Origin of the sequence: Burkholderia sp. BCC0398, from assembly GCF_902833245.1 — a bacterium.
GTDB lineage: Bacteria > Pseudomonadota > Gammaproteobacteria > Burkholderiales > Burkholderiaceae > Burkholderia > Burkholderia sola.
The window spans coordinates 93,767-117,828 of the sequence record NZ_CADFEM010000019.1 but is presented as its reverse complement, the minus strand read 5'-3'; the positions used below and the strand labels follow the sequence as shown (position 1 = coordinate 117,828).

The following is a 24,062-nucleotide window of genomic DNA, read 5'->3' as shown; positions in this document are numbered from 1 at the left end:
GCGCGCCGATCGGAGCGAGCTGTGAAAAATGATCGCCCTCCCATCGACAGTTTCGATTTTGCCCTCGAAGCGCGCATACCGCTTGCGCTGCACGGCATCGCCGCGATTGCCGGAAACCAGTGGAACGCGGAGCAGCACTTGATCGACGCCGTTATCTGCGCCCGAGAGAGCGGTGTGCGCGCGTGCCGCGAAGGGTCCGACATGTCGCTGATGCTGGCGGACGAGCCCACTCTGCTTCCGTATTGGGATGGCGGCTTCGAAGCCGAGGAACGCGGTCGGGTCGTCTGGTTTGGAGAATGGCTCAGCGACATGGACGGATTGAACGAAACGCGCCCGAGCGTGAGCCTGACCCGGCACGGCTATGTCCCCGCCCTCGAAGTGTCTCATCGTGGCGGCGATTGCGAGCCGAACACCGGCCATCCGCGCGAGACGCTTCAGGAGGCGATCGGTGCCGCCAAGGAAATGGAGTCGCGCTGGCACTTCGACGAATGTATCGACTAACCTGCGTGCGCCGTGTACACGGCGCACTCCACGGAGCGAAACCGATGAACAGCACAACAGTTTTGCATATCGAGCAGATCGAGCGCGCGATCAACATTTGGCGCGCACGCCAACCGAGCGTAGACGGTGATCCAATCCTGTGCCGCGAAGCGCGGATTCTTGCCGAACCCTACGCGCTGATGATCGTGAAACGAGCGACGCAGATCGACGCGGCGCACTTGTCGGACACGCAACGCGCCGCGTTCGACGGCGCGTTTTCGCAATAACGCGTCATCGACGCGACCCGCATTCGATTTAGCCGGAGTTCGCGAAGGAGAATGACATGCAGGCACAGTGGGCGATCACCTACAAGACAGAGACAGGATTCGACGTCGAGATCATCGACGCAAGCAGCTTCGAAGAGGCTTGGAGCCGTGCGGAATCGCTTTTTGGGTCGCAGCTTGTAGAAGTCGAGCGCGTCGCGTGAAAACCGTACCCCCTTCGACGGGCGCATTTCGTGTCGCCGGGGCGTTCAGCCGGCACCCAGAATGCACCTTGAAATCGTGTATCCTATGGGATACTATATAGGATATGAGAATCGAGCAGACAGACGACTTCGCGAAATGGTTGCGCGGCCTACGCGATCACATCGCGCGCGCGCAGATCGCCAAGCGGATTCAACGGCTCGCGCGCGGCCAGTATGGGGACGTGAAGCCGGTGGGTGCCGGAGTGAGCGAAATGCGCGTGCACGTCGGCCCCGGCTATCGCGTCTACTTTGTCCAACGAGGCTCAACGCTCGTCGTCCTGCTATGCGGTGGCGACAAGTCAACGCAGCAGCGCGACATTGAGCGTGCTATCGCGCTTTCGGCGCAATTGGGAGATTGACATGGGTATCAAGACAACGCCGTTCGATGCGGCCGAATACCTCGACACGCCCGAGGCGCAGGCCGAATATCTGCGGATTTCGTTCGAGACCGGCGATTCCGCCGACATTCAGGAAGCCATCGGCACCGTGGCGCGTGCGCGTGGCATGACGCAGATTGCGCGCGACGCGGGCGTCGGCCGCGAAAGCCTCTACAAAGCGCTGGACGAGCACGGCAACCCGGAATTCGCGACGATCCTGCGTGTTGTGCGCGCGCTCGGCCTCACGTTGACCGTGACGACGCCCGTACACGAGCACGCCTGAGCCGGGATTTTCGCGGCGTCGCGGGCTGGCGGGCGCTCGCCGCTACGCCGCGACCACCCGCCAGCCCGCGACCAATGCGTTAGCCAGTTTGCGCGCTGCGCAAACGAATCGGGGCAATCCCGCTCCGCGCACACTTCGTGCGGCGCCGGATTGCCCCAACGATTACACCGACGCGCCGTCGGCGACAGCGGCGGGCGGCACGCCCTGGGCGGGTTTCGCCGGCACCGGGGTCTCGCACGGTTTCGCGAGTGCGACTTTTACCGCATCAAGTCGCTCTTTCCACTGTTCCGCCGGGATCTCGTCCAGCCCTTCCGCGCGCAGCAGCTCGAGCACCGCCTTATGATTCCGCTCGCGATCCCTGCGGATCATCTCGCGCTGTTGGTCCTGCAGCTTTCTCAGCTTCGCCGCCGCCCTCGCGATCTCGTCTTCGATCGATCGCGGCTTGCGCGCTGTCTTCCCTGCATCTGCCGTCATGGCCTCTATCACTCCATCTTGCCCCTCCCCCTTGCCGCGAAGTGTAACGGAATTCGGCCGCGCAACGTAAAGCACTGAGGCCTGATACCCCGCTGTCGCACCGCTGCCCCGCGCGTCATCCGTCGCGGCGCAATTGCCCGCTGCGCAACTCGCGCGCAGCGGCCGGCACCGTCGCGGCCGCCGACGCAACCGCTCCGAGCGCTGATCCGGCGCCCCCGCATTTTTCCTGCTGTCGCCGCGCGGGGCGTCACCCGCGCCATTCCGCGGCCACCGCCCCGCGCGGACCACCTAGCCAGAGCGCAATGCTCGCATAGCGCAGCTCGAGCACGGCGGCCGCCACCGTCGCGACCGCCGGCCCGACCAATCCGCTCGCCGAGCCCCCGGCCCCGCGACTTTCATGCTGTCGCCGCGCCGGGCGTCGCCCGCGCCATTCCGCGGCCGCCGCCCGGCGCGGACCACCCATCCAGTGCGCAATGCCCGCATTGCGCAGCTTACGCACGGCGGCCGCCACCGTCGCGGCCGCCGACTTCACCGACCGCGCGCCGAGCCCCCCTTCCGCGTTTTTCCGGCCGTCGCCGCGCGGGGCGTCGCCCGCGCCCTTGCGCAGCCGTCGCCCCGCGCGGACCACCCATCCAGTGCGCAATGCCCGCATTGCGCAGATTTCGCCCGGCGATCGCCTCCGTCGCGACCGCCGGTTCGGGCAACGCCGCGCTCCCTCACAGCGTTTTCTCTCTGGCTGCTGCTTCTAACCCCATATATCCTCGACCGAAATCAGCGCACGCCGGCAGGTTTCCCACATACCCACCGGTCCCCGCGCTTCTCCCGTTCCCCACAACCAACACCGTTGTGGAAAACGGCGCGCGGCCGACGCTCTTGCGATGTAGATGCATCGCTGCGTCGGTCCGGACCCGTGGATATGTGGAAAACCTGCGTGGCATAACCACCCTCGTCGCTCCGAATTTCCCCCTGTCCGCTCCCTGCCTCCGTTCGACCTCCCTATTCCGTTTTTTCCCTGTGCGGAACGGATCGACGCTCGCCTCGTTTTTCTCTCTTTCGTGTCGGTGACTCAACCTTCACTTTTCTGCAAAATTTTCGCGGTGCTCCACCCAGGCGAACGCCTCAACGGAACGAAATCCTCGCTCTTGCTGGCTGCGATGCCGATCGCCACGCCTGCTGAAAAACCGGTGGTGCCCGGACCCGTCCGGGCACCACCATCCAGATACCGTCCGTTCAGGGGGCGACCCGTGGGGCAAGCCCCACCCCCCGACCAGACGGTCACACACCACGCAACTCCGTTGCGGGTGCTTAAAGCCTTGCTGCGCAAGCCTTTAAGCGGTACGACGCCTAAAAGCGCAATATCGCTAAGCTAGCGCCGAAACTCAAAGCTGGATAAAGCGTATGCCGGTATGACGCCCGTAAAACCCCTTTAATACCGTTGGACCTACGATCGAAAGCTCGCGTGACAACGGCTATATGCGTATTACACCATTGGCGTCACGGTAGTACACCTAAATTCAATGAAGATCCAGATATACAGAAAACGATAATTAAATCAGTGCTTTAAAGACGCGAGGCGGATGTTGATGGAGAAAACAATGCGAAACGGCAAGATTGTCGCCGTTCCCAGAAAAACACATAGCCGTATGACGAAACAGCGTGACCATGTGCTAACATCTTCACACGACGGAAGCGCGTATCGGCAGCTCAATCCGCAACTAACCACGGCCACAAAAAGGTAAGGATCTCTCGCTACGAGGTCTTCATGCCGCGTCTCAAAACGCCGGGAAAAGGTGCGTCCAAACCCATCTCCTTCAAACTCGATCCCGAGTCGGAACGCTTCTATCGGCGCAAGGCCCAGGAGAACGGTGTCTCGCTGTCCGACTACATTCGCAAGCAGCTTGCGCTCGGCGTCGTCACCGAAAATGTCTCGCTCATCGACCAGCGTCTCAAGGCGCTCATTCAACAACTGAGTGGGCACACGCCGTCCGATGGCGGCCCAGGCAAATCCGTCCAATCGCTACCGTCCGAACTGGTTCAAGCGGTGTTCTTCAGCCGCGAAGTCCTGACCAGCATCATCAGCGACAGAAACATCCAGTTCTTCCATCAGGCACAGGATCGCGCCGAAGCCGCTACCAAGAAACTGCTGGGAGAGCTCAATGGCTGATCAACGCTCACCCAGCGGACTCGCCACCTTTTCGCGAGGAACTGCCCTCTGGTGGCAACAGGCAAAGCTTCTCACCAGTGCGATTGTGGCGGTTTTCATCGCGGCAATTCTCGTCGGTGCGCTGGCCGGCGGTGCATACCTGTATTTCGTCACGTCGGCCGAAACTCGCTATTTGACGATCAAGCACGTTGAGGCGGAAATCCTCACCGTCGTTCCGATGGCGAATCCGAACGTCTCGTTCCATCTCGGCAACGACGACACGGCACTGCCGCCCGGTGCGGCGCTGTCGTTTACCGAGGATGCGGCCGACGAGTTCTTCGTCTATGCGCGCAATGCTGCCCTGTACGCTGTTCTAACGGCTATTGCCGTCACGTTCCTTTCCGTCCTGTTTTGGATGGAGTACGGCCGCGGAAAACTTACCGACAAGCAGGTGCGCGGTGCCAAGCTCGTGAAAGCAAAGGAGCTCATCAAGGAACTGGAGGCTCGAGACGACGCCAGCCCCTATCGCATCGCCGGCGTGCCGATGCGGAAGAAGGCCGAAGTGCTCGGCACACTCTTTTCTGGTGCCCAAGGCAGTGGCAAGTCCCAGCAGTTTTTTGCGCTGATGGATCAGGTGCGCGCCCGCAAAAAACGCGCGATCGTCTATGACCCATCAGGTGAATTCACCGCTGCGTATTACCGCGAAGGGAAGGACGTCATCCTGAATCCCCTCGACGCGCGGAGCCCGAACTGGAATGCCTGGCGCGAAATCCAAAGCGAGATCCATTACGACGGGCTGGCTGAGGGGCTCATCCCAATTCCGCCGAATGTTGCGGACCCATTCTTCGCGATTGCGGGGCGCATGGTTTTCAAGGGGGCGATTCGTGCGCTTGGCGGCGACAACAAACGAACCAACGCAGCGCTGTACAAGGCTATCGCCCATAGCAATCTCGAGGAATTGCACGCGATCCTAGCGAACGAGTCCGCGGCGACCTACGTCGATCCAGTCACTGAGCGTACGGGCATGAGCCTCAAGATGACCGTGCAGAACCAGCTCGATTGCTTTCGTTACCTGCACGACGAAGGCGAGCCATTTTCGATCCGAGAATGGATCCAGAATGAGGATGAAGAGGACGATTCCTGGCTGTTTATTACCGTCAACGAGGAGCAGAAAACCGCCCTGCTTCCGCTGATCAGCCTCTGGTGCGATATCGCGATCCGCTCGCTGTTGACGCTCAAGCCGATTCATCGCGAACGTCTCTGGTACTTCTACGACGAGCTCCCCACTCTGCAAAAGCTCGAGATCATGAAGCTCGCCGTCACCAACATTCGGAAATACGGCGGTTGCTTCGTGCTCGGCATCCAGGACTTTTCCCAACTCTTCCAGATCTACGGCGAGCACTTGGCGCGCACGATCATCTCCGGATGCCAGACCAAGCTCCTGCTTCGCGTGACAGATGGTGATGCGGCCAAGGCGTTGGCCAACGCGATCGGACAGGCCGATTTGGACGAAAAGGAAGAAAGCCTGAATCTCGGCATCGACGAGCGGCGCGACGGCATGAGCGTTTTTGCGCGACGCAATCTCCGTGATCTCGTCCTCTCATCCGAAATTCTGCACCTGCCCGACATGCAGGGCTATCTGGTCACACCGAGCGACTATCCGGTTGCCCGGGTCAAGTACGAGTACGTCCCCCATCCCCAAACGGTGACGCCGTTCGTCCCGCGCCAAACGTACGATCTCTGGCTACCGGCAAGCGCTGCTGCTGACGGTCCGGCTGCCTCGGAGCGGCGATCCACTGTGCTGCCTCCCCCGCCCAGCCCGACGGAGAAATCTGGTACGGACCCGTCCCGCTCCCCGTCACCCAATCCTTCGGACGCTCCGACTGCGACCGCCGAGTACTCGTCGACCAACCCCGCCTCTGCCGGCCCGGATGTTGATCCGGCCGCGCCGAGCACTTCTCGTTCCGTAGCACAGCCGTCCAACGTGATCTCGCTGTCGACTGGCGAAATCGTGGACGGTGACACCGGCGAGGTTCACGATACGTCGGCTTCCCGCGAGCCAGGCGCCGGCGAACGGCCCACCGGCCGCGCCGGCCTCGGTGACCTGTTGGGGTGACACGCCATGATGAGCATGCACAATGTCGGCAGCGCCAGCCAGGCGCTCCACTATTTTTCGAAAGACAACTACTACACCACCGATCAGGGACTCGAACATTCCGCCTGGTTCGGCAAGGGGGCGGCCACCCTCGGTCTGAACGGGCAAGTCGATCGGAACGTGTTTTTCAAGCTGCTGTCTGGGCAGGTCGGCGATCAGCAACTCGGTCGCGTCGTCCTGGACGAGAATGGCGAGCCCGAGGTCGTGCATCGGCCCGGCATCGATTTGACGTTTTCGGCACCGAAGAGCGTCAGTATCGCTGCCGAAGTTTTCGAAGATCGCGAGGTCCGTCTCGCCCACGAGGAAGCCGTCAAGGAGGCGCTCGAGTACGTCGAGGCGTATGTGGCGCAGGCCCGCAAAACGGTCGATGGCGAGACGCTGGTCGAGCCGACCGGCAATGTAGTAGCCGCCCTCTTTCGACACAACACGAGCCGAGATCTCGACCCCGATACGCATACCCACGCCCTGGTCATGAACGCGACCCAACGCGCCGATGGCGAATGGCGATCGCTCACCAATGACGAGTTGTACGTGCAGCAGAAGGTGATCGGGGCAATCTACACGTCCTCGCTCGCGCGCGGGTTGCAGAAGCGCGGCTATGCCATCACGGCACCCGACGAGAACGGGAATTTCGAACTGGTCGGCGTCACTCGAGAGCAGATCGAACACTTCAGCCAGCGCTCGGCAGCGCGCGATCGATGGCTGCGGGCCAACGGAATCGATCCTGCAAACGCCACGGCCGCCGAGAAGGAGCGTGCCGTGCTCGCGACCCGCGAACGCAAGGTCGGCGTCGACCATGAGGCCTTGTCGGTTCAATGGCGTGAGCGCGCACAAGCAGTCGGCCTCGACTACAGCGTCATCCAGCAGAAGGCTCGGGAGGCGCGGGAAGCGGGAACGGATGCACGGGTCGTCAAGTTGTCCGGTATTGAAGCCCTACGGTTCGCTGCGTCTCACCTCGGTGAGCGCGAAATCGTGCTGAACCAATATGACCTCGTCCAGACCGCGCTCGAACATGCGGTCGGCCGAACGTCTCCGAATCAGATTCTCGATGCCTACAAAAAGCTGGTCCATCAAGGCAAGATCGTCGACCTTCCGGACGGCAACATTACCACCGAGAAGATGCTCAACACGGAGCGCTGGACGGTCGAGAACGCGCTCGCGCAGCGAGATGCGACGCCGGCGATCGCGCCTGCCGAATTAGTCCGGTCCAGAATCGAACAGGCCATCGCCACCGCGCGTGCGGAGCGGAACGATTCCACCTTCGACTACACCCCCGGCCAGCGAGGCGCGATCGAGCATGCGCTGACGAGCAGAGACCGGATCGTCGCGGTGCAGGGGCTCGCCGGCGTGGGCAAAACCACGATGGTCAAGGGAACAGTCCAGGTCGCGCACGAGCAGGGTTGGCTTGTACGAGGGATGGCCGCAACCGGGCAGGCTGCCAAGCAGCTCGAGAACGACTCCGGTATCCAGGCCGATACGGTTACGATGTTCGAGATTCATGAGCAGCGGCGCCAGGATGATTTGAAGGTCCTGCGCGAGTATGTGCCGGACCTATCACGAGAGCGCGAGCTCTGGCTCGTCGACGAGTCATCGTTCCTCGCCCAACGGCAAATGGCTCGCCTATTTAAGATGGCGGAACGAGCGGATGCGAAGGTCATCCTCCTTGGCGACCGCCTCCAGCTGCAGGCCATCGAGGCGGGCAAACCGTTTGAGATCCTGCAGGACGAGGGCGTGACCACCGCTCAGATGACCCAGATCCAGCGCCAGAAGAATCCCGAGTTGCAGCAGGCAGTCGCGATCACCGTGGGCACCGCCGACCTTGCACCGGATGAGCCCCTCACCGACCTGAACCTCGCACGTAACGCTCGCGCCTTCGACTTTCTCGAGCGAGCTGGGCGCGTGACGGAACACGAGGATCCGCGAGACCTGATCGACCTGTTGGCGCGCCAGTACGTCGACCGGGGACCACGAAGAAATCAGACGATCATCATCACCCCGTTTAACGAGGACCGCGTCGAAATCAACAATGCGGTTCGGGCGGAGCTGCAGGAGCGTGGCGATCTCGATGTCAACGACTCGGCACACACCATCTTCCGGTCCGACGGCGATATGACCCGGGCCAAGCAGAAGGAGGCGCAGTACTACAGCAAGGATATGACCGTCCGGTTTGGTCGTGACTATCAGAAAATACTCGCCTCCCGCGGCGAATACATGCGCGTTGTGGGCACTCGACCCGACGAGGGTATCGTCGTTCTGCGGAAGTCCGACGGGTCTCTAATGGAATGGGAACCGAAGAAGTACAACCGGGTGGAGGTGTATCTCTCGGAAACGAGGAATCTCGCCGCGCGTGACGTCATCCGCTTCACCCGCGGCGACGAGCTCGTCAAGAATGGCCACGAGGCGACCGTCGTTTCTGTCAACGAGAACCAGGCGGTCCTGCGGCTCGCGGATGGCAAGGAAATTCCTTGGGATCTCGACGCGCAGCGTCATTGGGATCACGCGTACGCGGTGACGGTTCACGCAGGCCAAGGCGCGACCCGCGAGCAAGCCATGCTGCATATCCCTTCACACAAAATGGAGCGTGATCCGGAAGATGCTCGGCGCCAGTCAGACGTCGCGATGACGGTGCGTAGGATCTTCGGCGACCGGAGCTTCTATGTCGGGCTCACCCGGGCGGTCGAGGATCTCCAGATTTTCACGACCGACGCAATTCTCGCTCGAGCGGCCGTCTCACGCCACCAGGACAAGTCAAGCGCCATCGAGACGCTGCGTGAGCATGAGTTGGGCGAGCAGGCGAATACCCAGCCGCAGCGCCAGCGACGTCAACAAGCTGCGCAACAGATGCAGATCGAGCCGGACTGAGGTTGCGGCGCGCGCCCGCGACGCACGCTGTTCCATCGCCTCGCCGTTACGGTTATAGGGACGTTGCTCGGTCGCCGGCGCGCTGCGCGTTCAAATTAAATCAAATCGAAAGAATTCTGTTGGAGTCTCGAATATACCTTTCGATTTGTTGACATCTGTTCGCCGCGGGAACCTCCGTATTGCAAAGCGGTAAAGAATTTCAAATCGATGTCGATATCATCGTGTAGGATCAGCAGCGGTACTATTTCCCCGTGCACCTGCGGTCTCGCGATGTAGTAGAAATTTCAACTAAAACCACATCGTATGTTTGCGAAAAACAATAAATTTATGTGTAGAGGGCCGAAGGGGGTGATTCCAAGAGTCACCTTCGTTTCGATTTTTGTAATAATTTTCATGATATCTGCGGGAAACGTTATGTCAAATTCAAATCGCAGCAGACCTCACGAATCTAGGGAATTCTGGATGGGGAAACTCGGTCTGGAGCCTCATCCGGAAGGAGGCTATTTTAGATACGCGTTTGGTTCTGACATTTATCGAAAAACGGCGAGCGGCGCTGAAAGGAAAAATTATAGCGGAATCTATTTCATGGTGACCCATGATAGCCGGTCGCACTTCCATCAGATGATATCCGATGAAATATGGTACTACCACGCTGGCGACCCACTTACCATGCACGTCATCGATGAAACGGGAGCATATCGGACGGTCCGTCTCGGCCCGAACGTGGAACATGGGGAGGTACTTTCTGTAGTTATGCGCGGAGGATGGATCTTTGGGGCGTCGGTCGATTCAGGTGATTACACTTTGGTCAGTTGCACTGTTGTGCCGGGATTTGACGATGCTGATTATAGAATTCTTACTCAGTCCGAGTTGCTGGGAAAGTATCCGCAATATCGAGATATCATATTGAAGATGGCGTATCAGAATCTGCCCAAGTGACGTGAGTGTTCGGCTTTCCATGGTAGGCCGGTGGTGCTATTGGTTGTTTGGTGGATCGATTTTGAACAGGCGCAATTATGGTAACGGCAAATAGTATCCCGAGATGCCAGGTAGAGGCGATTCTTCCGAAGGATGGTGAAAAGCGATTTTCGGTCGCGAGAGTGCGCGTGAATGATACGGGTATTTCGATGAAGCTACCCGTTGGTGAACTGTTAGAGGCGGATTGGATTGGCAAATTCTCTGCCAACGATGTCGCATTGCTCGCTACGGTGAATGCTAACGACGTCAATATCCAGAACATCACCGAGCGAGTGCCGCACTTCCCTTACGGGATTATTTATCTTACGGCACTTTTCAGCGTCATGTTGGTCACTACCAATTTAATTGGAGATAGTATCACCACCATCAACCTGCCGTTCCTGCATGGGTACAGCGTCCTCTTTCCGACCGCGCTAGTCGTTTTTCCGTTGACGTATTGCTTTGGGGCTTGCATAACGGAGACGTATGGATTTGTTGTAAGTCGCCATGTGATATGGGGTGCGTTTTTAGTGAACATCCCGGTTATTATGATTATTCTGTCGCTCGAGAAGGCGGGATGGCTGGGCGGTAGCGTTCTCGGAGTGTCCCATCAAATGATGAGGGCGCTGGGCGCGTCGGCTGTCGGCTACTTCGCAGGCGAGTTATCTAATTCGCTGGTCGTATCTAGGCTGAAGATCGCACTAAGAGGCCGCGCCCTGATTCTTCGTTTTCTTGCGGCCAATGCAGTCGGAGCAGTCGTCGATAGCGTTCTATTTGGGACACTATTGTTTTACGGTGTTGTGCCGTTGACTGTGCTTCTCAAGATCGTCCTTGCACAAATCACGATAAAGATGCTGTACGAAATGGCGTTCTCTGTCTTGTTTTCCAGAATCGTTCTCTGGATAAAGTCGCGTGATGGTGTCGATCATTACGACTATAAGGTGAATTTCATTCGGAGCTAGCGCCCATTATGATTTCCACAACTTTTCCGATGATCGCTTGCTCATTTATCAATATGGGCCGGCGCTTTGAGGTTGATTCTATGTCGTAACCGATGAGTTTTTCGCCATCCGTCAACTTGACGAAGGTGTAAGTTTGTTCATCTACTTCGACAAATGCAAAATCGCCTGAATCAAGAGAGGCATAATCTCCGATGACAAGGATGGCATTGTGCGGAAGCGGTTCGGTGCGGCTCTTGGGGGCGAGTGCAATCGCAAATCGACTCGAATTTGCGTTCGATACCCTGATCCACAGCTGACCGTGGCGCGGCGCCGCGGATACTTTTCGCGCGTCGCGCAGACTCCGCTGCTCATAGACAGGCACGAACCCCCTGCTCTCTTCGCCGAAGAGGGACGACATCGGAACGGCGAAAAACCGGGCGATTGCTGAAATCGTGCTCAATCTCGGATCGATAGTTTCACCCGACAACAGGCGGCTGAGCGTGCCCCGGTCAAGATCGATCGCGCGCGACAGTTCCGAGTCGTTGACGCCGGCCTCCTGCTGCAAATGTTTGACCGTTGCCACAAACGTGGCCGCTAGGCTTGCAAGTTCTTCCTTTTTCTTCACGCGTTTTGTCCGACCCTAATTTTTGTTCAACGAAGGAGTTGAAAATTTTCAACATCCTGTTACAGTTGGTAACGTCATTTGCTGGTCAACCGATCGGCGCTGGTCAGGGTGAGAGGAAAAGATCGTAGTCTCCCGCTGCGTCTTGCAAAATATGTTGTTTTGCAATGCAATTCATGTTCTAATGCAGTGCAATACAGGTAATGTTGGTAGAAATTGAATCGAACCATCCGAATCGGTAGCTATCGCTTTACTATCCTCCAGTTGAGCACATTGGAGGGTGGGTTGAGCAAGATTACTGAGGCGGAATTTCGGGATGCCGCGAAGAACAACGCTATCAAGCACGCATCGGTTTTGCGCACGGATAGGGGCTATCTCTTCGTCGTCGAACTGTCTTGGAAAGAGGGCTTGCACACGTTGTATACGTTCCGCAATGAACCGAGAACATGGGCAAGCCTGGATAGCATGATGAAGTACTTTGAGAAGCACGAGCTGAACGTTAACGTGATCACCCTGCAGTGGAATCCAAAGGGATGAGCGGTACGAACCTGGTAGATCCAGGTAGCGGCAGTCGCCAGGTTTACCGATGCGAAGTCGGCCCGGCCTCTGAGCCGCTCGCGCGAAAGCGTAATGAGTTCTGAGCGCTGCCCACGTGTGACTAGCTGTTCTGTACGCGATCTTGGTCAATTGACCGCCGTGGGTTTTGAAGTGGACAAAAAAACATGTGCGGCGCTTCGAATATCGTCACGCCGCAGATTCGGAAAGTCTCCGAACATTCATGTCTGTGTTGTGCAGTTGTAGTTAATTAAGACGGACATACAGGGTGCGCCAACACCCCATATGTCCTGACCACAAGCAAATAGCTGGGAAAGCTGAGAGAGACCACTCGTGGCTACAGATATTGTACGTCAATCCTTCGGGGTTGACGCGTTCGATGCGTCCCTTTTTAAGGCGACGGCGATACGCCTTGTCCACCGCACTGGAATATCACGCGCGAGCAACACATTCGATCGCTGTTCCGCGTCAAACCTCCTCCGCAGCGGCATGTCTTGCCCTGCGGGTTCGGTGTCACGCATCTATTCGGACAGACCCCCTTTTTGCTCCATGTTGCTCTTTCGGTACGAGCAGCTTTCGCTCGTATCCCGCCTGTCGCTTTTTTCTCTCAGTGCCTCGACTGCAGGCGGTCTCGTAGCGAACCGGGTTGACCCGGTTCGCTACGTTTTTTATTCCGTGCGTCGCCACTCATCGCGTGCGATGCGCACCTTCTGCGTGGCAGCTGCTGCCACGATCGCCCTGCTCTCTGCTGCGCCAGCGATCGCGGACGTTTGCACGGGGAATATCTTCAATGAGGCTGCAGCCCTCTATCACCTCGATCCCGATCTCCTGCGGGCGATAACCTGGGTCGAATCCCGTGGCGTGCCCAGCGCCATTGGGCCGCGCTTGCCGGACGGCCACAGGGCATGGGGAGCAGCGCAAATCAACGATGTCCATCTTCCCGAACTCGTCAGCTACGGCGTCACCCAACGCGACCTCCTGAACCCGTGCGTGAACCTTAAGCTCAGCGCGTGGGTGCTCGCCAACTGCATCCAGGCCAAGGGCGCGACCTGGGCCGCCGTCGGTTGCTACAACACAGGGCCCGGTTCCACGAACATCGCCGCCCAGGCGCGCTATGTCCGGCTGGTGCAGCGCGCATATGCGGGCTATCGCGCCCGGTCGGCGCTCGGCAAGGTCGCCGAAGGAGGCGCGCGATGATGCGCCTCGTCCCTCTTCTTGGCCTGATTGTCGGGACCCTTACGCAAGCCTGCTTTGCGTCTTCCCGTCTTCCGGACTACGACGTCACGCAGATCGGCGAACCCGGCTCCGGCCGCTACGTGTTCTGTTCCGGCGACTCGTGCCCTGAACCGACGATCAAGCACCTCGCGGCGCCGACGCCTGTCGTTCAAGAGAATCTATCGCTCCCTGTATCGGCCGCAGAAACCCGGCCCATTCAAGCGCTTTCCACGCCGATCGCCAAGCGCCACCGATCCCTGCATGCGCGAATCCGACATGTCCACCGAGTCGCGAAGGTGGCGAATCGAACGCTTTGCACCGCGGGCGCCGCGGTCGGGACGGCGTCGAAGCACCTGGCGGGCCGTTAGTCCGCGCAGCTCACCGATTCACCACTCGACCAAGGAGGAAACACAATAGTAAGTAATCCGTAACGAAATTTCGATTGTTCGTTTAACTACTTTCCCCCTGAATCGTGCTCGCGCTGCATATAGCGGCGCGAGCACAACCCCCGGCCCGCGCTGCTGGCTAGCTACCACATGAGGACTAGATGAATACCGCTCAATTCAACCAGCTCGAGATGCTCGAATATCGAGCCGCGAGCGCCCTCGTTGCTTTCGAGGATCGCGCGAAGGCGCTTCTGGAGAAATCCGAAGTGCGTGAAACGCTGAACTTCGTCGTTGCCGTGATCCTCGCGGTCACGCTAATGATGGTCGCCCGTTACGCATTTGGAACGGACGGCGTGGAGTTCCAGCAAGGGTCGACCACCCTTGAGGGATGGGTCAAAGGCAATCCCGGAAAAAGCTGCGCACTCGCTGGTTTGATGTTCGGGAGTGTGCGCGCGATGTTCGTGAAGGACTACGGTGCTTTCGTTGTCCCGTCGGGAATCGGCATCCTGACCGGGATAATCGTCGGCATCATCGACGCCAGCTATACCGCGACGATTTGACCGGGAGCGGCGATGTCGGATGATCTCAGTCACTACGTACCCAGTCGCCTTGACGACCCGGAGAAGTTTCTGTTCTTTCGCAAGGATGTAGCAGCGATCGGGCTCACTGGCACGATCGGCGGTGTGTTGCTTAACCACACCCTGCTTGGTCTAGTCGCGGGCGTTGCGGTCGCGGCGCTTTGGCAGAAGTTCAGCTCGGGCCAGCATCCCGGTATGTCGGCTCACGTCATGTACTGGGTATTGGGTCAGCCAGCGCCGAAGAAGTTTCCGCCGTCCGATCTTCGCGAACTGAACGGGTGATTCGATGACACCCGGTAAAGCCGCCCAATCACGCGAACAGCTGCAGGCCGAGAACCGCTTTCTGAAGAAAGTGCTGCTCGGAAACGGCACCACCAGTGTGGTCATCGCGCTCACCTGTGCATGGCTGGTCGTCACGCAGCGCGTCATCATCATGCCGCCAGCCGTTCGCGGCACCTACGTCGTCGGAGCCCGGTATGCAAACGACCAGTACCTCGCCGATCAGGCCGCGTACGTGCTTTCCCTTTCCAAAAGTGTCACGCCGACCACCGTCGACAACAACGTACGGATTCTCCTGTCCATGGTCGACGACGATCGGCGCGCCGCGCTCAAGACCGAATGGGAGGCCGACGCGCTGCAGATCAAGCACGACGGCGTGACGAACGTCTTCGAGCCGATGGGGGTAGGTGAGGTGGACTTCCGCAACAAGGCCGTGAAAATCACCGGCACCTTGACCACCTACATCTCCGGCAAACGCACGAGCTCGGAACAAAAGACTTATGAGGTCTATTTCGGAATCACCGTCTTCGGCCGCTTGGTCCTCCTCGACATCCGAGAAGCCACGCGCGGCAAACAAGGCGTCGAGCCGCTGGTCACAACGGAGACTCCCGCATCATGAAATTTGCCTTCAATCGACAGTCGCCGAAATTGTGCACGGCCTTCAGGCCGCGTCTCGTGTTTGCCGCCGTGCTGTTCCTGACTACCGCTAGTGCGCATGCGATCCAGGTCGTCAAGGGAGCGGATCGGCAAGCGCAGCAGGTCTCGATCTCCGCGGCGGAATACAACGTTCTGTCAATGTCCGGGGGGCGCAGCTTTTCGAAGATCGTGCCAGCCGTACCAGGCTCGATCTCGTGGACGCAAGACGACGGGAAGCTCTGGCTCATGCCCGCGAATCCCACCGCGCTGAATGAGTCGATCACGGTGTTCGTGATCGATGACGCTGGCACCACCTACCGTTTGTTGCTCGTACCTGGTCCGCGACCGGCCGAAGATATCCGTATCGAACCGCCTGCAGCGCGCTCGACCCAAGCGCTCCAAGCATCGGCCTTTCAACGACGGGTGAAACTCATGATGCTGGCGATGGCCGGTGGTCGGGGGGCACCGCAGCTGTCGTACACGTCGCTCGACACTGTCGTGCCGCTCTGGAAGGAGGCTGTATTGACGCTGGTCCGTCAGTACAGCGACGGCGATTTCATTGGCGAGACCTACACGCTCTCGAATACCTCGCACACCGACATGGCCATCGACGAGCGCGAACTCTACGCGCCAGGTGTGCTCGCCATCGCAATCGAAAACGCAAACCTGCCGGCCGGCGCCAGCACGATCGTCTATGTCGTTCGTGAGCGGGGCGACCATGAGTGATGTCAATCAAGCAACCAAGCGCCGCCAGCGGATCCTGACCGTGGCCGGTTTCGCCGTCCTCGCTGGCCTCTTCGCCGTTGGTATGTTTTTCACGCAGAGCGGGCCGGCCAATCGTCAGTTCACCACGAAGGTGCCGTTTACGAGCCTCGGCGACCAGAACGATCGCAATGCCTGGCGGGCTCACTCCGAGGCGCAACTCGCAGATCTTACGCGCAGGATGTCGAGTATAGATTCGCGCGCCGACGATGCCATGTCGCAGATGAAAGCCTTGTCGAAAGCCCAGGACGAGCTCAGCAAGCGGATCGACGCGATGAAGAGCACGCCGGCAAGCGCGCCCGCGCCCGCGTCCGGAGCGACGGCAGACCACGCGGCCCTGGACAAGCCAATTCCCCTCAACGGGGCCCCGGCCAAGACGGGCGCAATCCTGAATTCGCCATTCGGCAAATCCGGCAAGCCCGGTGTCGACATGGCTGCCGCCCCTCCAAAGCTCGCCATCATTCAATTCAATACACCGATCGGCAACGGGGCCGACTGCGTCGACCCCCGCTACTCGTCGTTGCCGTTGGATCAGGCGACACGCGCACAGCAGGACTGCCTGAAGGCCAACGGCAAGAAGAAAGTCAGCTTCATCCCGGGCTCCTCATTTGTTCGCGTATTCATGATGAACGGTGTCGACGCCCCAACGGGCGGTGAGGCGCAGCACGACCCCCTTCCCGTGTTCCTCCAGGTATTGGACCCAGCCAATCTGCCGAACAGCCGGAAGCTCGACATCACGGAGTGCCGGATTCTGACGCAGGCGTATGGCGATGTGTCTAGCGAGCGCACTCACATGCGCGGCGAAACGCTCGACTGCATCTTGAAGAACGGCCGAACCGTGGAAATGCCGATCAAGGGCAACGTGATGGGCGAGGACGGCAAGGAGGGTGTGCGAGGGCGGCTCGTCTCGAAGGCAGGATCGGCATTGGCCATGTCGGTGTTCGCCGGTATCTCGTCCGGGATTGGGCAAGCGTTCAATCAGTCCGCCAACACCCTCAGTAACACCGCCCTTGGGTCGACCTCCATTATCAATCCGAGCCAGGTCGGCCGTGCTGCTATCGGCAGTGGCGTCTCTGGAGGCGCCGACGCTCTTAAGCAGTACTACATCCGCACGGCTGAGAAGCTTTTCCCTGTGATCGAAACGGACGGTGGTCGCATTGTCGAGTTCGCCGTGACAAAGGGAGCCGAATACGACGGCGCCCTCTCCGATATCAGCAACATCAACGATGGCTTGGCCAACGATGGCCGTGCTAACGATGGGGGCTACACCGATGATTGATGAAACGAAGAGCGTGACCATGGCCGCGTTCGAGGCCGCAATGCAGCGGTGTGCGGACGAAGCGGACCACGAAGCGTCGTTCAGGCAGGATGGAGACGGCAACTACCACCAACCGGAAATGCGCCGGGCGCTTGCCGGTTGGCTCGGTGCGGCTTTGCTCGTTGCCGAGCACGTGCGGGGATTCGCGGATATCGGTGCCGATCGATTTCGCGGCGATCCCGCGTTTCAATCGGGCTTCCTGGAATTTCTTAAGCAAGCTGCGGATCTGCTGGACCTCTCCAGCAACGAGCTTGGGTCGTCAGCCGTTACCGACGTGACCGACGCGAATCCGCTGACCAGTGCGGCAGCGTTCGACGACGCGGCACTCGACGGGTTCACCAGCGAGTTGAAAGCAAAGATGGCAGTGGGGAGAGCCCAGGGGCGTACCGGCTGGTGGGGCGCGCAACGGGATGACCTGTCGACGATGTTGCGCTCGCACGTCGACAAGGGCGACCCCATCGATATCGGCCTGCTCGCCATGATGCACTGGTACAAGGGCGAGGCCATCGCGCCTGCCCCTGCGTCGCCCGAGATCGTTGCAGGTGGCGAGCTCACGAAGATTTCCAGCAGTCCGGTCATGGGCGGCCAACTCGACATCAGGACGCCGGCCGGTGCCATTGGCATTACCGGCTTTCCGAACGAACTTGCGCGCGACTGCAAGCCCTGGCTCTGGGAACAGGTGGAGATTGTGATCCGTTCCACGGCCGAAGCGCGCCGCGCCGGCGCCGTCAAGCTGGACGCAGGCGCGGATCGTGGGGTCGGCTGCCAGGATGCTGCCGCACCTGCCGTGGAGCATAAAGCGTGAGCCGACTGACGAAAGCACAGCGCGATCGGCTCCGGCGCAAATACGACGGCCGCTGCGCGTACTGTGGAGTGCCATTGCCCGATCGGTGGCATGGCGACCATGTAGACCCGGTTGTACGCGCGGTCGAGACCAAGCGAACCGCGGATGGCCAATGGAAGCTTGTGAGCGGCCCGTCGAGGCATCCGGAGCGTGACGTCGAGTCGAATTACATGCCGTCCTGTCCGCCTTGCAACATCAGCAAGGGGCAGATGTCGCTTGAGCAGTGGCGCCAAGCGCTCATGAAGCATGTCGCCTCCCTCAACGCGTATCACCCGATCTATCGCCTGGCGAAGTGCTACGGGTTGATCGAGGAAACCGGGGCGCCTGTCGTCTTCTATTTCGAGCGGGTCGCTGCGCGCGCGGCCGTCTCTGGAGAACTTCAATGAACTCTCCCCGCGATTATCAACTTGTCCCGTGTCCGTACTGCGACCTTGACGCGGTCATGCGTGTTTCCGAGGCGATGTTCGGTGGGAGTTGCGTCGAACTCGCGTGCCCCGGCTATCAGATGGTGCTGCTCTTCAACGACGCCGCTGCCGCTGCAGCCGCCTGGAACCGACGCGCTGGCTCAGTACATCCGGACGATGTCGCCGTTGACCTCTTCGCTGCGCGGATGAAACGCAAGCTCGCCAAGAAGCGTCAAGAAGGCCGTAGCGGATGGCGCGACCCCGCGACCGTCTCGGCGATGACGCTCGCGAGCGAGCTTATCGAGGTCGTCGCGATGGGCGATCCCGTGGATGTTGCCAACGTCGCGATGATGCTCGACCAGCGAGGTGCAGAGGCGCGGTTCTTGCCGGCAGCGCTGTGGGACTTCGTGCAACGCCGCAAGGCCCTGGAGGACTGACCATGCCTCGTGCCAAATATATGCCGACTGCCAACGATGAACTGGCTGCCATGCGCCCACGTGTCGCCTATGCAGCCTACGCGTTGGCAAGCGAGTTTCACCTGAGCGCGGCACGGATTCGCCCGCTGCTCGAAGCGATGGTCTCGCAGGGCACGCTCTCGATTGCGCATGTTCCGAATTCGCGGGGCTACAACGTCTGCATTGCCGGAGATAAGCGGACCGCGGATTCCCCTGTTGAAGAGTATGTCGGTGTGCCGGCCGCACCGCGCACGCATGTTGTGTTGACCGGCGACTTGACCGTATACGCGGCTGAGATCAAGCGCCGGGCGGACCTTTGCATGATGGTGCGGCGATGACCGAGATCAGCAAGATGGAGTGGTGCGACCACACGTGGTTCGGAGCGTGGGCCAAACGGACTGGCCAGGTCTACGACGGCAGCGATTCAGCAGCCTACGACGACGGCGACGCCCGCATGCTGCGCGTTGGTAAGAAGCTGGCTGGCCGCACGATCGATGGGGTCAAGCATCACGCTTTTTCGAAGCCATCTCGGCAAATGACCGTCCCTCCAGCGTCGGCGCCCACGTTCGCCGCCGGCACCTCGCCCTCAACATGCTCAATGATCCAATGAAACACGCCAAATTCACTTTCGCTCTTCTGATGACGACGTGCATCGCGTGGGGCTGCACCACCCAAGGTACATCCGCGGTGCCATCCACGGTTCCGGCGCGCGTCGCCGGGCCAAGCTCTGAAGTCGGTGCCACGGCGTCCGTCGCTCAGGCTGCGACGTCGCAGATCAACCCTGCCGACCCGAACCTTGATCCCGGCGTAGCTGCGCTCAAGGCGGCGCTCCATGCACGCTATCCGGCTACCCAGTTTCGCGAGATCGCCGCCACGCCGTCGGCTGGAATCTACGAGGTCGTGATGGGTAACAAGGTTGCCTATACGGACGTCACCGGGCGGTACTTCCTGTTTGGCCACCTCTTCGACATGGTGACGCAACAGGATCTGACCGTACCGCTCGAGCAAGCACTGCAGAAGGTGCGGTTCCCTGCGGATCGGCTTCAGGACGCGTTCGTCGAGGTTCATGGTAGCGGCCGTCGCAAGCTCGCGATCTTCGACGATCCCGATTGTCCCTACTGTCTGGCCTTGGAGGATGACCTCTCCAAGCTGAAGGACGTCACGATCTACCGTTTCATGTACCCGCTCGAATCGATTCATCCGCGTGCCCGCGCCCATTCCATAGCGATCTGGTGCGCCGACGACAGGCTTGCCGCCTGGCATGCGTGGATGCCCCTCGCATTGTCGCGCTGGATGCGCGACCAAGGATCGACTCCGGCTGGCGGCGCTGCCAAAACGCCTGCCCCGCCACGCGTCGAGCCGAAGCTCGTGTCGTGCGCAAATCCCATCGACGCGAACGAAGCCCTGGCCGCAAGCATTGGAATTTCCGGCACGCCTGCGCTCGTGAGCGAGGACGGGCGGGTGCTGCCGGGCGCCGCCAGCGCCGAAGCAATCGATCAATGGCTTGGAGCGAAGTGACCATGAAAAACAAGATCATGCTCGCCACGCTTTCGGCCCTTCTCAGTCTGACCGGCTGCAGCTTCAGCGGCTACGACGCGAGTTCGCAATTCGCCTGCAAGGCGCCTGAAGGCGTGCTCTGCAGCAGCATGTCCGGCATCTATGCCAACGCGATCGCGCATAACCTGCCCGATCAGCGCGTTCATACAGGCGCCGGCGCGACGACCAATATCGCACTCGGAAGCTATGCCGGAGATACCGGCCCGGCATCGAGCGCATCGGGTGCTGCGGTCAGTGCCAGTTCTCGACCCGTCGTCGGCGCCGCCGGGATTCTCCCCAAAGCGCTCGATAGCGGCGCTCCGCTTCACACGGCTTCGCGCGAAATGCGTGTCTGGTTCGCGCCGTGGCAGGACGCGGACTCCGACTTGCATGACCAGGAATACGTCTATCTGATCGTCGATCCTGGCCACTGGTCGATCGCGCACAACCAGCAGCGCATCCAGGCCGCGTTCCGGCCGGTGATGCCGCCGACTCCTGCGCGGGATGCTAGCAGTAGCGGTAGCAAGGCGGCTACTTTCAGCTCCAACAGCGATTCGACGTCGGGGTCGATATCGAGTGCTGATCGGGTCATGCAGGGCATTCTCACGCCTGCCGGCGCAGTCGACCGTGCAGCGGCTGCGATGCCCGCAGCGACGGACCATTGATCCAGGAGTCATTGATGAGCACCTTGCAGGCCTGGATCGATGACGCGAAATCGCTCGCGCGAATTGCGATCAGCGAAGCAATTCTCGGCACCGAGGACGATCTCGGGCCGCCCGCGCCCGTTGCCGCGGACCAGCGACGCATAGAGACGGTCGGACTTCATAACCTGCTTCCGTATGACCAGTACGACCCCGCTACCGAGCTCTACTACAACACGGATTCGGTTGGCTTCGTGCTTGCGGTTGCACCGCAGACGGGCGCCGACGCGGAGTTGATCCGCAGTCTCCACGGCCTATATGACTCGGTTCCGGCCGGCTATGGGCTCCAATGGATGCTGTTGGGCGACCCCATCATCGAGGAGTCATTGAACGCCTACGTCGACCTTCGGCGCGAGTACGCCGAGGCGGGACGTGCGCCCTCGTTCTATCTGGAACAGGCCGAGCGCCGCGCCGCATTCATTCGCGGCAAACTCGGCCAGCCGCTGTTTCTTGGCCAAAACTATTCGATCACGGACAAGCGGCTGTTGCTGTCGATCGTGCGCAAGGGCTCGCTCGACGATCTGAAGCTGATCGAAGAAATCCAGAATATTCGCGACGTCGTCGGTGCGACGTTGAGTTCCGCAAGCCTGGCAAGCCGTAGCGCGGAGCCCAACGATCTGTTGCGTTTTCTCTGGCCGATCCTCAACCCCGGTGCGTTCTTTGGCGATGGGGCTGAAACGATCGATCAGACTTATAGCGACGACAAGCCCATTCGTGACCAACTGACGGCTTTCGGTCACCACATGCGGGTGAAGGCAAAGCATTTGCTCTACGGAGTGCCGCCGGAGGATGCCGACGAGCCCGACGCACGCATCGCTGTGCGCAGCTTTGGCGTGCACCAGTATCCGAAGAGCAAAGAGCTGTGGGAGATGAACAACATCGTCGGCTCGCTCTTCAACGATGTCCATCAATACCCCTGCCCGTACCTGATCACGCTCGGCGTCCTGATTCTCGATCAGACCGCCGTCGAGACACGGGCCGCTTTGCGTAGTGCGCGCGCGACGCAGAACGCCGAATCGAAGATCGCGAAGCTGCAGCCCGAACTGGCGCTGCAGAATCAGGACTGGAAAGCCGTCTCGATGCAGCTCACGCAAGGGGGCTCGATGTGTGAGCTCTATCACACGCTCACGCTCTTCGCGCCGCGCAAGAAGATGGAGCAGTGTGTGGCGGCCGCGAAAGGCATCTGGCGTTCGGAGCGCTTCAAGCTGTTCCCGATGCTGACCCAGCAACTGACGACATTCCTGTCGGCCCTGCCCATGATGCTGACAAGCGACATGCGGGACGACCTCAAGAAGTTTCGGTTGATCACCACCAAGACCACCGTAAATGCGACCGATATGGCACCGGTGCTCGGCGAGTGGTCGGGTACGAATGGACGGGCAAGCCTGCTCTTTTTTGGCCGTCGCGGTACACCCGCGCTTGTAGACATTTACTCGAGCGGAACGAACTACAACGGCTTTGTCGATGGTACTTCCGGCGCCGGTAAATCGGTGCTCATGAACGACATCATCGGAGCGTTCCGCTCGGTCGGCGGAATCATCCGGATCTGTGACGTGGGCTATTCGTACGAAAAGCAGATCGACATGGGAGACGGCCAGTACATCGACTTCAAGCCTGGGTCGCGAATCGTCATCAATGCGTTTTCGACCGCTGGCATCGATACCGAAAATGGTCTCGACAGCGAGGTGAAATTCATCCGGCCGATCATCGCGCGCATGGTATCGCCGACCGCTCCTATCACTCCGTTCGAGGGCGCGTTGCTCGATGTCGCAGTGCGCATCGTATGGAAGGACTACGGCCAGGAAGGTAGTCCCACGTTGGTGCGAGACGCCCTGCTGAGCCTGAAGGACCAGAATGGGCAACCCGAGCGCATCGCGTATGAACTTGCCGTGCGTCTCGAACCGTTCTGCAAGGGGGGTGTTTACGGCGACTACGTCAACGGGCGCACCAACGTACGACTCGACAATGAAGTGGTTGGACTTGAGCTCGAGCACCTCAACAGCGATCCCCAACTGCGCACGGTGATCATGCTCGGCCTGACCAATCAGGTCACCAACGAAATGTACCGCTTTGACCGGTCGCGACCGAAGCTGTTCCTGCAGGACGAGGGCTGGCAGATCGTCGGTGACGATCAGGAATCGGCCGACTTCATGGAAGAAGGCTATCGGCGTGCGCGCAAATACGAAGGCAGCTTCTTTTTCGCGACGCAGGGGATCACCGACGCCGGGATGAACAAGGCAACGCAGGCCGCGTTCGACAACTCCGCATGGAAGTTCCACCTCAAGCAAAGCGACGACACGCTCAAGAAGATCGAGAAGGGCGACGTGATGGATCTGTCGCCGGGGTTGAAACGCATGTTGAAGTCGCTACGCCCGGTACCCGGTCGCTATAGCGAGTTCGTCCTCGTCGATCCGAACGGCGGCACGCACCTACTGCGCCATATCCCTGACGAATTCACGCTGGCCATGGCGACCACGAAGGGGCCGGACTACGAATTCATGCAGCGTTTGCGTGCCGGCGGCACGTCCACAGAAGACGCGATCCGCGCCCTAATCCAAGCCAAACGGAAGTGA

29 protein-coding genes are annotated in these 24,062 nt (G+C 60.1%); 26 read left to right on the top strand and 3 right to left on the bottom strand.

Translation table 11 applies throughout. The annotated features are described in order from the left end of the window. The first annotated feature begins 21 nt into the window (after positions 1-21). From HWX76_RS31890 to HWX76_RS31870, 5 genes are all read left to right on the top strand, one after another. Positions 22-501: a hypothetical protein gene (locus HWX76_RS31890; protein ID WP_244138048.1), complete on the top strand. Its 480-nt coding sequence runs from the start codon at positions 22-24 to the stop codon at positions 499-501. A 44-nt stretch (positions 502-545) separates the two neighbouring features. Beyond that, complete coding sequence (locus HWX76_RS31885; protein ID WP_089487653.1) at positions 546-767, top strand: DUF3717 domain-containing protein; 222 nt, start codon at positions 546-548, stop codon at positions 765-767. 56 nt (positions 768-823) lie between these two features. Beyond that, the gene (locus HWX76_RS31880) at positions 824-967 is read left to right on the top strand and encodes a hypothetical protein (protein ID WP_176016870.1); all 144 of its coding nucleotides are present in this window, start codon (positions 824-826) and stop codon (positions 965-967) included. Between the two features lie 104 nt (positions 968-1,071). Further along, positions 1,072-1,365, top strand: a complete 294-nt coding sequence (locus tag HWX76_RS31875; protein WP_089487652.1) for a type II toxin-antitoxin system RelE/ParE family toxin — start codon at positions 1,072-1,074, stop codon at positions 1,363-1,365. Position 1,366: 1 nt separating this feature from the next. Then, a complete protein-coding gene (locus tag HWX76_RS31870; RefSeq protein ID WP_027811056.1) occupies positions 1,367-1,666 on the top strand; it encodes an addiction module antidote protein in 300 nt (99 codons plus the stop codon). A 162-nt stretch (positions 1,667-1,828) separates the two neighbouring features. On the opposite strand, the gene HWX76_RS31865 is transcribed toward HWX76_RS31870, so the two are convergent. Together HWX76_RS31865 and HWX76_RS31860 are read right to left on the bottom strand one after the other, a co-directional pair. Continuing rightward, the gene (locus HWX76_RS31865) at positions 1,829-2,140 is read right to left on the bottom strand and encodes a hypothetical protein (RefSeq protein ID WP_089487651.1); all 312 of its coding nucleotides are present in this window, start codon (positions 2,138-2,140) and stop codon (positions 1,829-1,831) included. 247 nt (positions 2,141-2,387) lie between these two features. Further along, complete coding sequence (locus tag HWX76_RS31860; protein ID WP_176016869.1) at positions 2,388-2,792, bottom strand: hypothetical protein; 405 nt, start codon at positions 2,790-2,792, stop codon at positions 2,388-2,390. A 1,110-nt stretch (positions 2,793-3,902) separates the two neighbouring features. Between HWX76_RS31860 and HWX76_RS31855 the strand changes: the two genes are divergently transcribed. The 5 genes from HWX76_RS31855 to HWX76_RS31835 all read left to right on the top strand — a co-directional run bounded on the left by HWX76_RS31855 (position 3,903) and on the right by HWX76_RS31835 (position 11,219). Beyond that, positions 3,903-4,304: a hypothetical protein gene (locus HWX76_RS31855; RefSeq protein ID WP_089487649.1), complete on the top strand. Its 402-nt coding sequence runs from the start codon at positions 3,903-3,905 to the stop codon at positions 4,302-4,304. Next, positions 4,297-6,399: a type IV secretion system DNA-binding domain-containing protein gene (locus HWX76_RS31850; protein ID WP_089487648.1), complete on the top strand. Its 2,103-nt coding sequence runs from the start codon at positions 4,297-4,299 to the stop codon at positions 6,397-6,399. Before HWX76_RS31855 ends, HWX76_RS31850 begins: the two co-directional genes overlap by 8 nt. A gap of 6 nt (positions 6,400-6,405) precedes the next feature. Then, positions 6,406-9,300, top strand: a complete 2,895-nt coding sequence (mobF, locus tag HWX76_RS31845; protein ID WP_089487647.1) for a MobF family relaxase — start codon at positions 6,406-6,408, stop codon at positions 9,298-9,300. 462 nt (positions 9,301-9,762) lie between these two features. Beyond that, on the top strand, positions 9,763-10,239 hold the full coding sequence (locus HWX76_RS31840; RefSeq protein ID WP_227745825.1) for a cupin domain-containing protein: 477 nt from the start codon (positions 9,763-9,765) through the stop codon (positions 10,237-10,239). A gap of 167 nt (positions 10,240-10,406) precedes the next feature. Beyond that, positions 10,407-11,219 (top strand): VUT family protein, encoded by an 813-nt coding sequence (locus HWX76_RS31835; RefSeq protein ID WP_227745826.1) that lies wholly within the window; start codon positions 10,407-10,409, stop codon positions 11,217-11,219. Here the strand turns inward: HWX76_RS31835 and HWX76_RS31830 are convergent. Further along, positions 11,206-11,823 (bottom strand): helix-turn-helix transcriptional regulator, encoded by a 618-nt coding sequence (locus HWX76_RS31830; RefSeq protein ID WP_089487645.1) that lies wholly within the window; start codon positions 11,821-11,823, stop codon positions 11,206-11,208. The genes HWX76_RS31835 and HWX76_RS31830 overlap by 14 nt on opposite strands. 282 nt (positions 11,824-12,105) lie before the next feature. On the opposite strand from HWX76_RS31830, the gene HWX76_RS31825 reads away from it, so the two are divergent. The 16 genes from HWX76_RS31825 (at position 12,106) to traC (ending at position 24,062) form a co-directional block, all read left to right on the top strand. After that, positions 12,106-12,357: a hypothetical protein gene (locus HWX76_RS31825; protein ID WP_034192245.1), complete on the top strand. Its 252-nt coding sequence runs from the start codon at positions 12,106-12,108 to the stop codon at positions 12,355-12,357. Between the two features lie 567 nt (positions 12,358-12,924). Further along, on the top strand, positions 12,925-13,572 hold the full coding sequence (locus HWX76_RS31820; RefSeq protein WP_244138047.1) for a lytic transglycosylase domain-containing protein: 648 nt from the start codon (positions 12,925-12,927) through the stop codon (positions 13,570-13,572). Then, the gene (locus tag HWX76_RS31815; RefSeq protein WP_089487644.1) at positions 13,569-13,958 is read left to right on the top strand and encodes a hypothetical protein; all 390 of its coding nucleotides are present in this window, start codon (positions 13,569-13,571) and stop codon (positions 13,956-13,958) included. Before HWX76_RS31820 ends, HWX76_RS31815 begins: the two co-directional genes overlap by 4 nt. Positions 13,959-14,137: 179 nt before the next feature. Next, positions 14,138-14,536 carry a hypothetical protein gene (locus HWX76_RS31810; protein WP_027811065.1) on the top strand — a complete coding sequence of 133 codons (399 nt, stop codon included), beginning with the start codon at positions 14,138-14,140 and terminating at the stop codon, positions 14,534-14,536. Positions 14,537-14,548: 12 nt separating this feature from the next. Beyond that, positions 14,549-14,836, top strand: a complete 288-nt coding sequence (gene traL, locus HWX76_RS31805) for a type IV conjugative transfer system protein TraL (RefSeq protein WP_089487643.1) — start codon at positions 14,549-14,551, stop codon at positions 14,834-14,836. A 4-nt stretch (positions 14,837-14,840) separates the two neighbouring features. After that, on the top strand, positions 14,841-15,452 hold the full coding sequence (locus HWX76_RS31800) for a type IV conjugative transfer system protein TraE (protein ID WP_089487642.1): 612 nt from the start codon (positions 14,841-14,843) through the stop codon (positions 15,450-15,452). Continuing rightward, the gene (locus tag HWX76_RS31795; protein ID WP_227745828.1) at positions 15,449-16,195 is read left to right on the top strand and encodes a type-F conjugative transfer system secretin TraK; all 747 of its coding nucleotides are present in this window, start codon (positions 15,449-15,451) and stop codon (positions 16,193-16,195) included. Before HWX76_RS31800 ends, HWX76_RS31795 begins: the two co-directional genes overlap by 4 nt. Then, entirely contained in the window at positions 16,188-17,510 is a 1,323-nt protein-coding gene (locus HWX76_RS31790) for a TrbI/VirB10 family protein (RefSeq protein ID WP_089487677.1), read from the top strand. The genes HWX76_RS31795 and HWX76_RS31790 overlap by 8 nt, the downstream gene beginning before the upstream one ends. Further along, positions 17,503-18,354 carry a hypothetical protein gene (locus tag HWX76_RS31785; RefSeq protein ID WP_176016868.1) on the top strand — a complete coding sequence of 284 codons (852 nt, stop codon included), beginning with the start codon at positions 17,503-17,505 and terminating at the stop codon, positions 18,352-18,354. Before HWX76_RS31790 ends, HWX76_RS31785 begins: the two co-directional genes overlap by 8 nt. Continuing rightward, complete coding sequence (locus HWX76_RS31780) at positions 18,351-18,779, top strand: HNH endonuclease signature motif containing protein (RefSeq protein ID WP_089487641.1); 429 nt, start codon at positions 18,351-18,353, stop codon at positions 18,777-18,779. Before HWX76_RS31785 ends, HWX76_RS31780 begins: the two co-directional genes overlap by 4 nt. Beyond that, positions 18,776-19,234 (top strand): hypothetical protein, encoded by a 459-nt coding sequence (locus tag HWX76_RS31775; protein WP_089487640.1) that lies wholly within the window; start codon positions 18,776-18,778, stop codon positions 19,232-19,234. The genes HWX76_RS31780 and HWX76_RS31775 overlap by 4 nt, the downstream gene beginning before the upstream one ends. Positions 19,235-19,236: 2 nt before the next feature. After that, a complete protein-coding gene (locus tag HWX76_RS31770) occupies positions 19,237-19,590 on the top strand; it encodes a hypothetical protein (protein ID WP_089487639.1) in 354 nt (117 codons plus the stop codon). After that, positions 19,587-19,862: a hypothetical protein gene (locus HWX76_RS31765; RefSeq protein WP_227745829.1), complete on the top strand. Its 276-nt coding sequence runs from the start codon at positions 19,587-19,589 to the stop codon at positions 19,860-19,862. Before HWX76_RS31770 ends, HWX76_RS31765 begins: the two co-directional genes overlap by 4 nt. Then, a complete protein-coding gene (locus HWX76_RS31760; RefSeq protein WP_227745830.1) occupies positions 19,859-20,770 on the top strand; it encodes a DsbC family protein in 912 nt (303 codons plus the stop codon). The genes HWX76_RS31765 and HWX76_RS31760 overlap by 4 nt, the downstream gene beginning before the upstream one ends. Before the next feature lie 2 nt (positions 20,771-20,772). Continuing rightward, complete coding sequence (traV, locus tag HWX76_RS31755; RefSeq protein WP_089487637.1) at positions 20,773-21,453, top strand: type IV conjugative transfer system lipoprotein TraV; 681 nt, start codon at positions 20,773-20,775, stop codon at positions 21,451-21,453. Positions 21,454-21,467: 14 nt separating this feature from the next. Continuing rightward, on the top strand, positions 21,468-24,062 hold the full coding sequence (traC, locus tag HWX76_RS31750; RefSeq protein WP_089487636.1) for a type IV secretion system protein TraC: 2,595 nt from the start codon (positions 21,468-21,470) through the stop codon (positions 24,060-24,062).

What these genes read in the sequence shown, in the direction of transcription:
- HWX76_RS31885 (WP_089487653.1), top strand. Translation starts at nt 546, where the DNA reads ATGAACAGCACAACAGTTTTGCATATCGAGCAGATCGAGCGCGCGATC.
- HWX76_RS31880 (WP_176016870.1), top strand. Translation starts at nt 824, where the DNA reads ATGCAGGCACAGTGGGCGATCACCTACAAGACAGAGACAGGATTCGAC.
- HWX76_RS31875 (WP_089487652.1), top strand. Translation starts at nt 1,072, where the DNA reads ATGAGAATCGAGCAGACAGACGACTTCGCGAAATGGTTGCGCGGCCTA.
- HWX76_RS31870 (WP_027811056.1), top strand. Translation starts at nt 1,367, where the DNA reads ATGGGTATCAAGACAACGCCGTTCGATGCGGCCGAATACCTCGACACG.
- HWX76_RS31865 (WP_089487651.1), bottom strand. Translation starts at nt 2,140, where the DNA reads ATGACGGCAGATGCAGGGAAGACAGCGCGCAAGCCGCGATCGATCGAA.
- HWX76_RS31860 (WP_176016869.1), bottom strand. Translation starts at nt 2,792, where the DNA reads ATGCGGGCATTGCGCACTGGATGGGTGGTCCGCGCGGGGCGACGGCTG.
- HWX76_RS31855 (WP_089487649.1), top strand. Translation starts at nt 3,903, where the DNA reads ATGCCGCGTCTCAAAACGCCGGGAAAAGGTGCGTCCAAACCCATCTCC.
- HWX76_RS31850 (WP_089487648.1), top strand. Translation starts at nt 4,297, where the DNA reads ATGGCTGATCAACGCTCACCCAGCGGACTCGCCACCTTTTCGCGAGGA.
- mobF (WP_089487647.1), top strand. Translation starts at nt 6,406, where the DNA reads ATGATGAGCATGCACAATGTCGGCAGCGCCAGCCAGGCGCTCCACTAT.
- HWX76_RS31840 (WP_227745825.1), top strand. Translation starts at nt 9,763, where the DNA reads ATGGGGAAACTCGGTCTGGAGCCTCATCCGGAAGGAGGCTATTTTAGA.
- HWX76_RS31820 (WP_244138047.1), top strand. Translation starts at nt 12,925, where the DNA reads ATGTTGCTCTTTCGGTACGAGCAGCTTTCGCTCGTATCCCGCCTGTCG.
- HWX76_RS31815 (WP_089487644.1), top strand. Translation starts at nt 13,569, where the DNA reads ATGATGCGCCTCGTCCCTCTTCTTGGCCTGATTGTCGGGACCCTTACG.
- HWX76_RS31810 (WP_027811065.1), top strand. Translation starts at nt 14,138, where the DNA reads ATGAATACCGCTCAATTCAACCAGCTCGAGATGCTCGAATATCGAGCC.
- traL (WP_089487643.1), top strand. Translation starts at nt 14,549, where the DNA reads ATGTCGGATGATCTCAGTCACTACGTACCCAGTCGCCTTGACGACCCG.
- HWX76_RS31800 (WP_089487642.1), top strand. Translation starts at nt 14,841, where the DNA reads ATGACACCCGGTAAAGCCGCCCAATCACGCGAACAGCTGCAGGCCGAG.
- HWX76_RS31795 (WP_227745828.1), top strand. Translation starts at nt 15,449, where the DNA reads ATGAAATTTGCCTTCAATCGACAGTCGCCGAAATTGTGCACGGCCTTC.
- HWX76_RS31790 (WP_089487677.1), top strand. Translation starts at nt 16,188, where the DNA reads ATGAGTGATGTCAATCAAGCAACCAAGCGCCGCCAGCGGATCCTGACC.
- HWX76_RS31785 (WP_176016868.1), top strand. Translation starts at nt 17,503, where the DNA reads ATGATTGATGAAACGAAGAGCGTGACCATGGCCGCGTTCGAGGCCGCA.
- HWX76_RS31775 (WP_089487640.1), top strand. Translation starts at nt 18,776, where the DNA reads ATGAACTCTCCCCGCGATTATCAACTTGTCCCGTGTCCGTACTGCGAC.
- HWX76_RS31770 (WP_089487639.1), top strand. Translation starts at nt 19,237, where the DNA reads ATGCCTCGTGCCAAATATATGCCGACTGCCAACGATGAACTGGCTGCC.
- HWX76_RS31765 (WP_227745829.1), top strand. Translation starts at nt 19,587, where the DNA reads ATGACCGAGATCAGCAAGATGGAGTGGTGCGACCACACGTGGTTCGGA.
- HWX76_RS31760 (WP_227745830.1), top strand. Translation starts at nt 19,859, where the DNA reads ATGAAACACGCCAAATTCACTTTCGCTCTTCTGATGACGACGTGCATC.
- traV (WP_089487637.1), top strand. Translation starts at nt 20,773, where the DNA reads ATGAAAAACAAGATCATGCTCGCCACGCTTTCGGCCCTTCTCAGTCTG.
- traC (WP_089487636.1), top strand. Translation starts at nt 21,468, where the DNA reads ATGAGCACCTTGCAGGCCTGGATCGATGACGCGAAATCGCTCGCGCGA.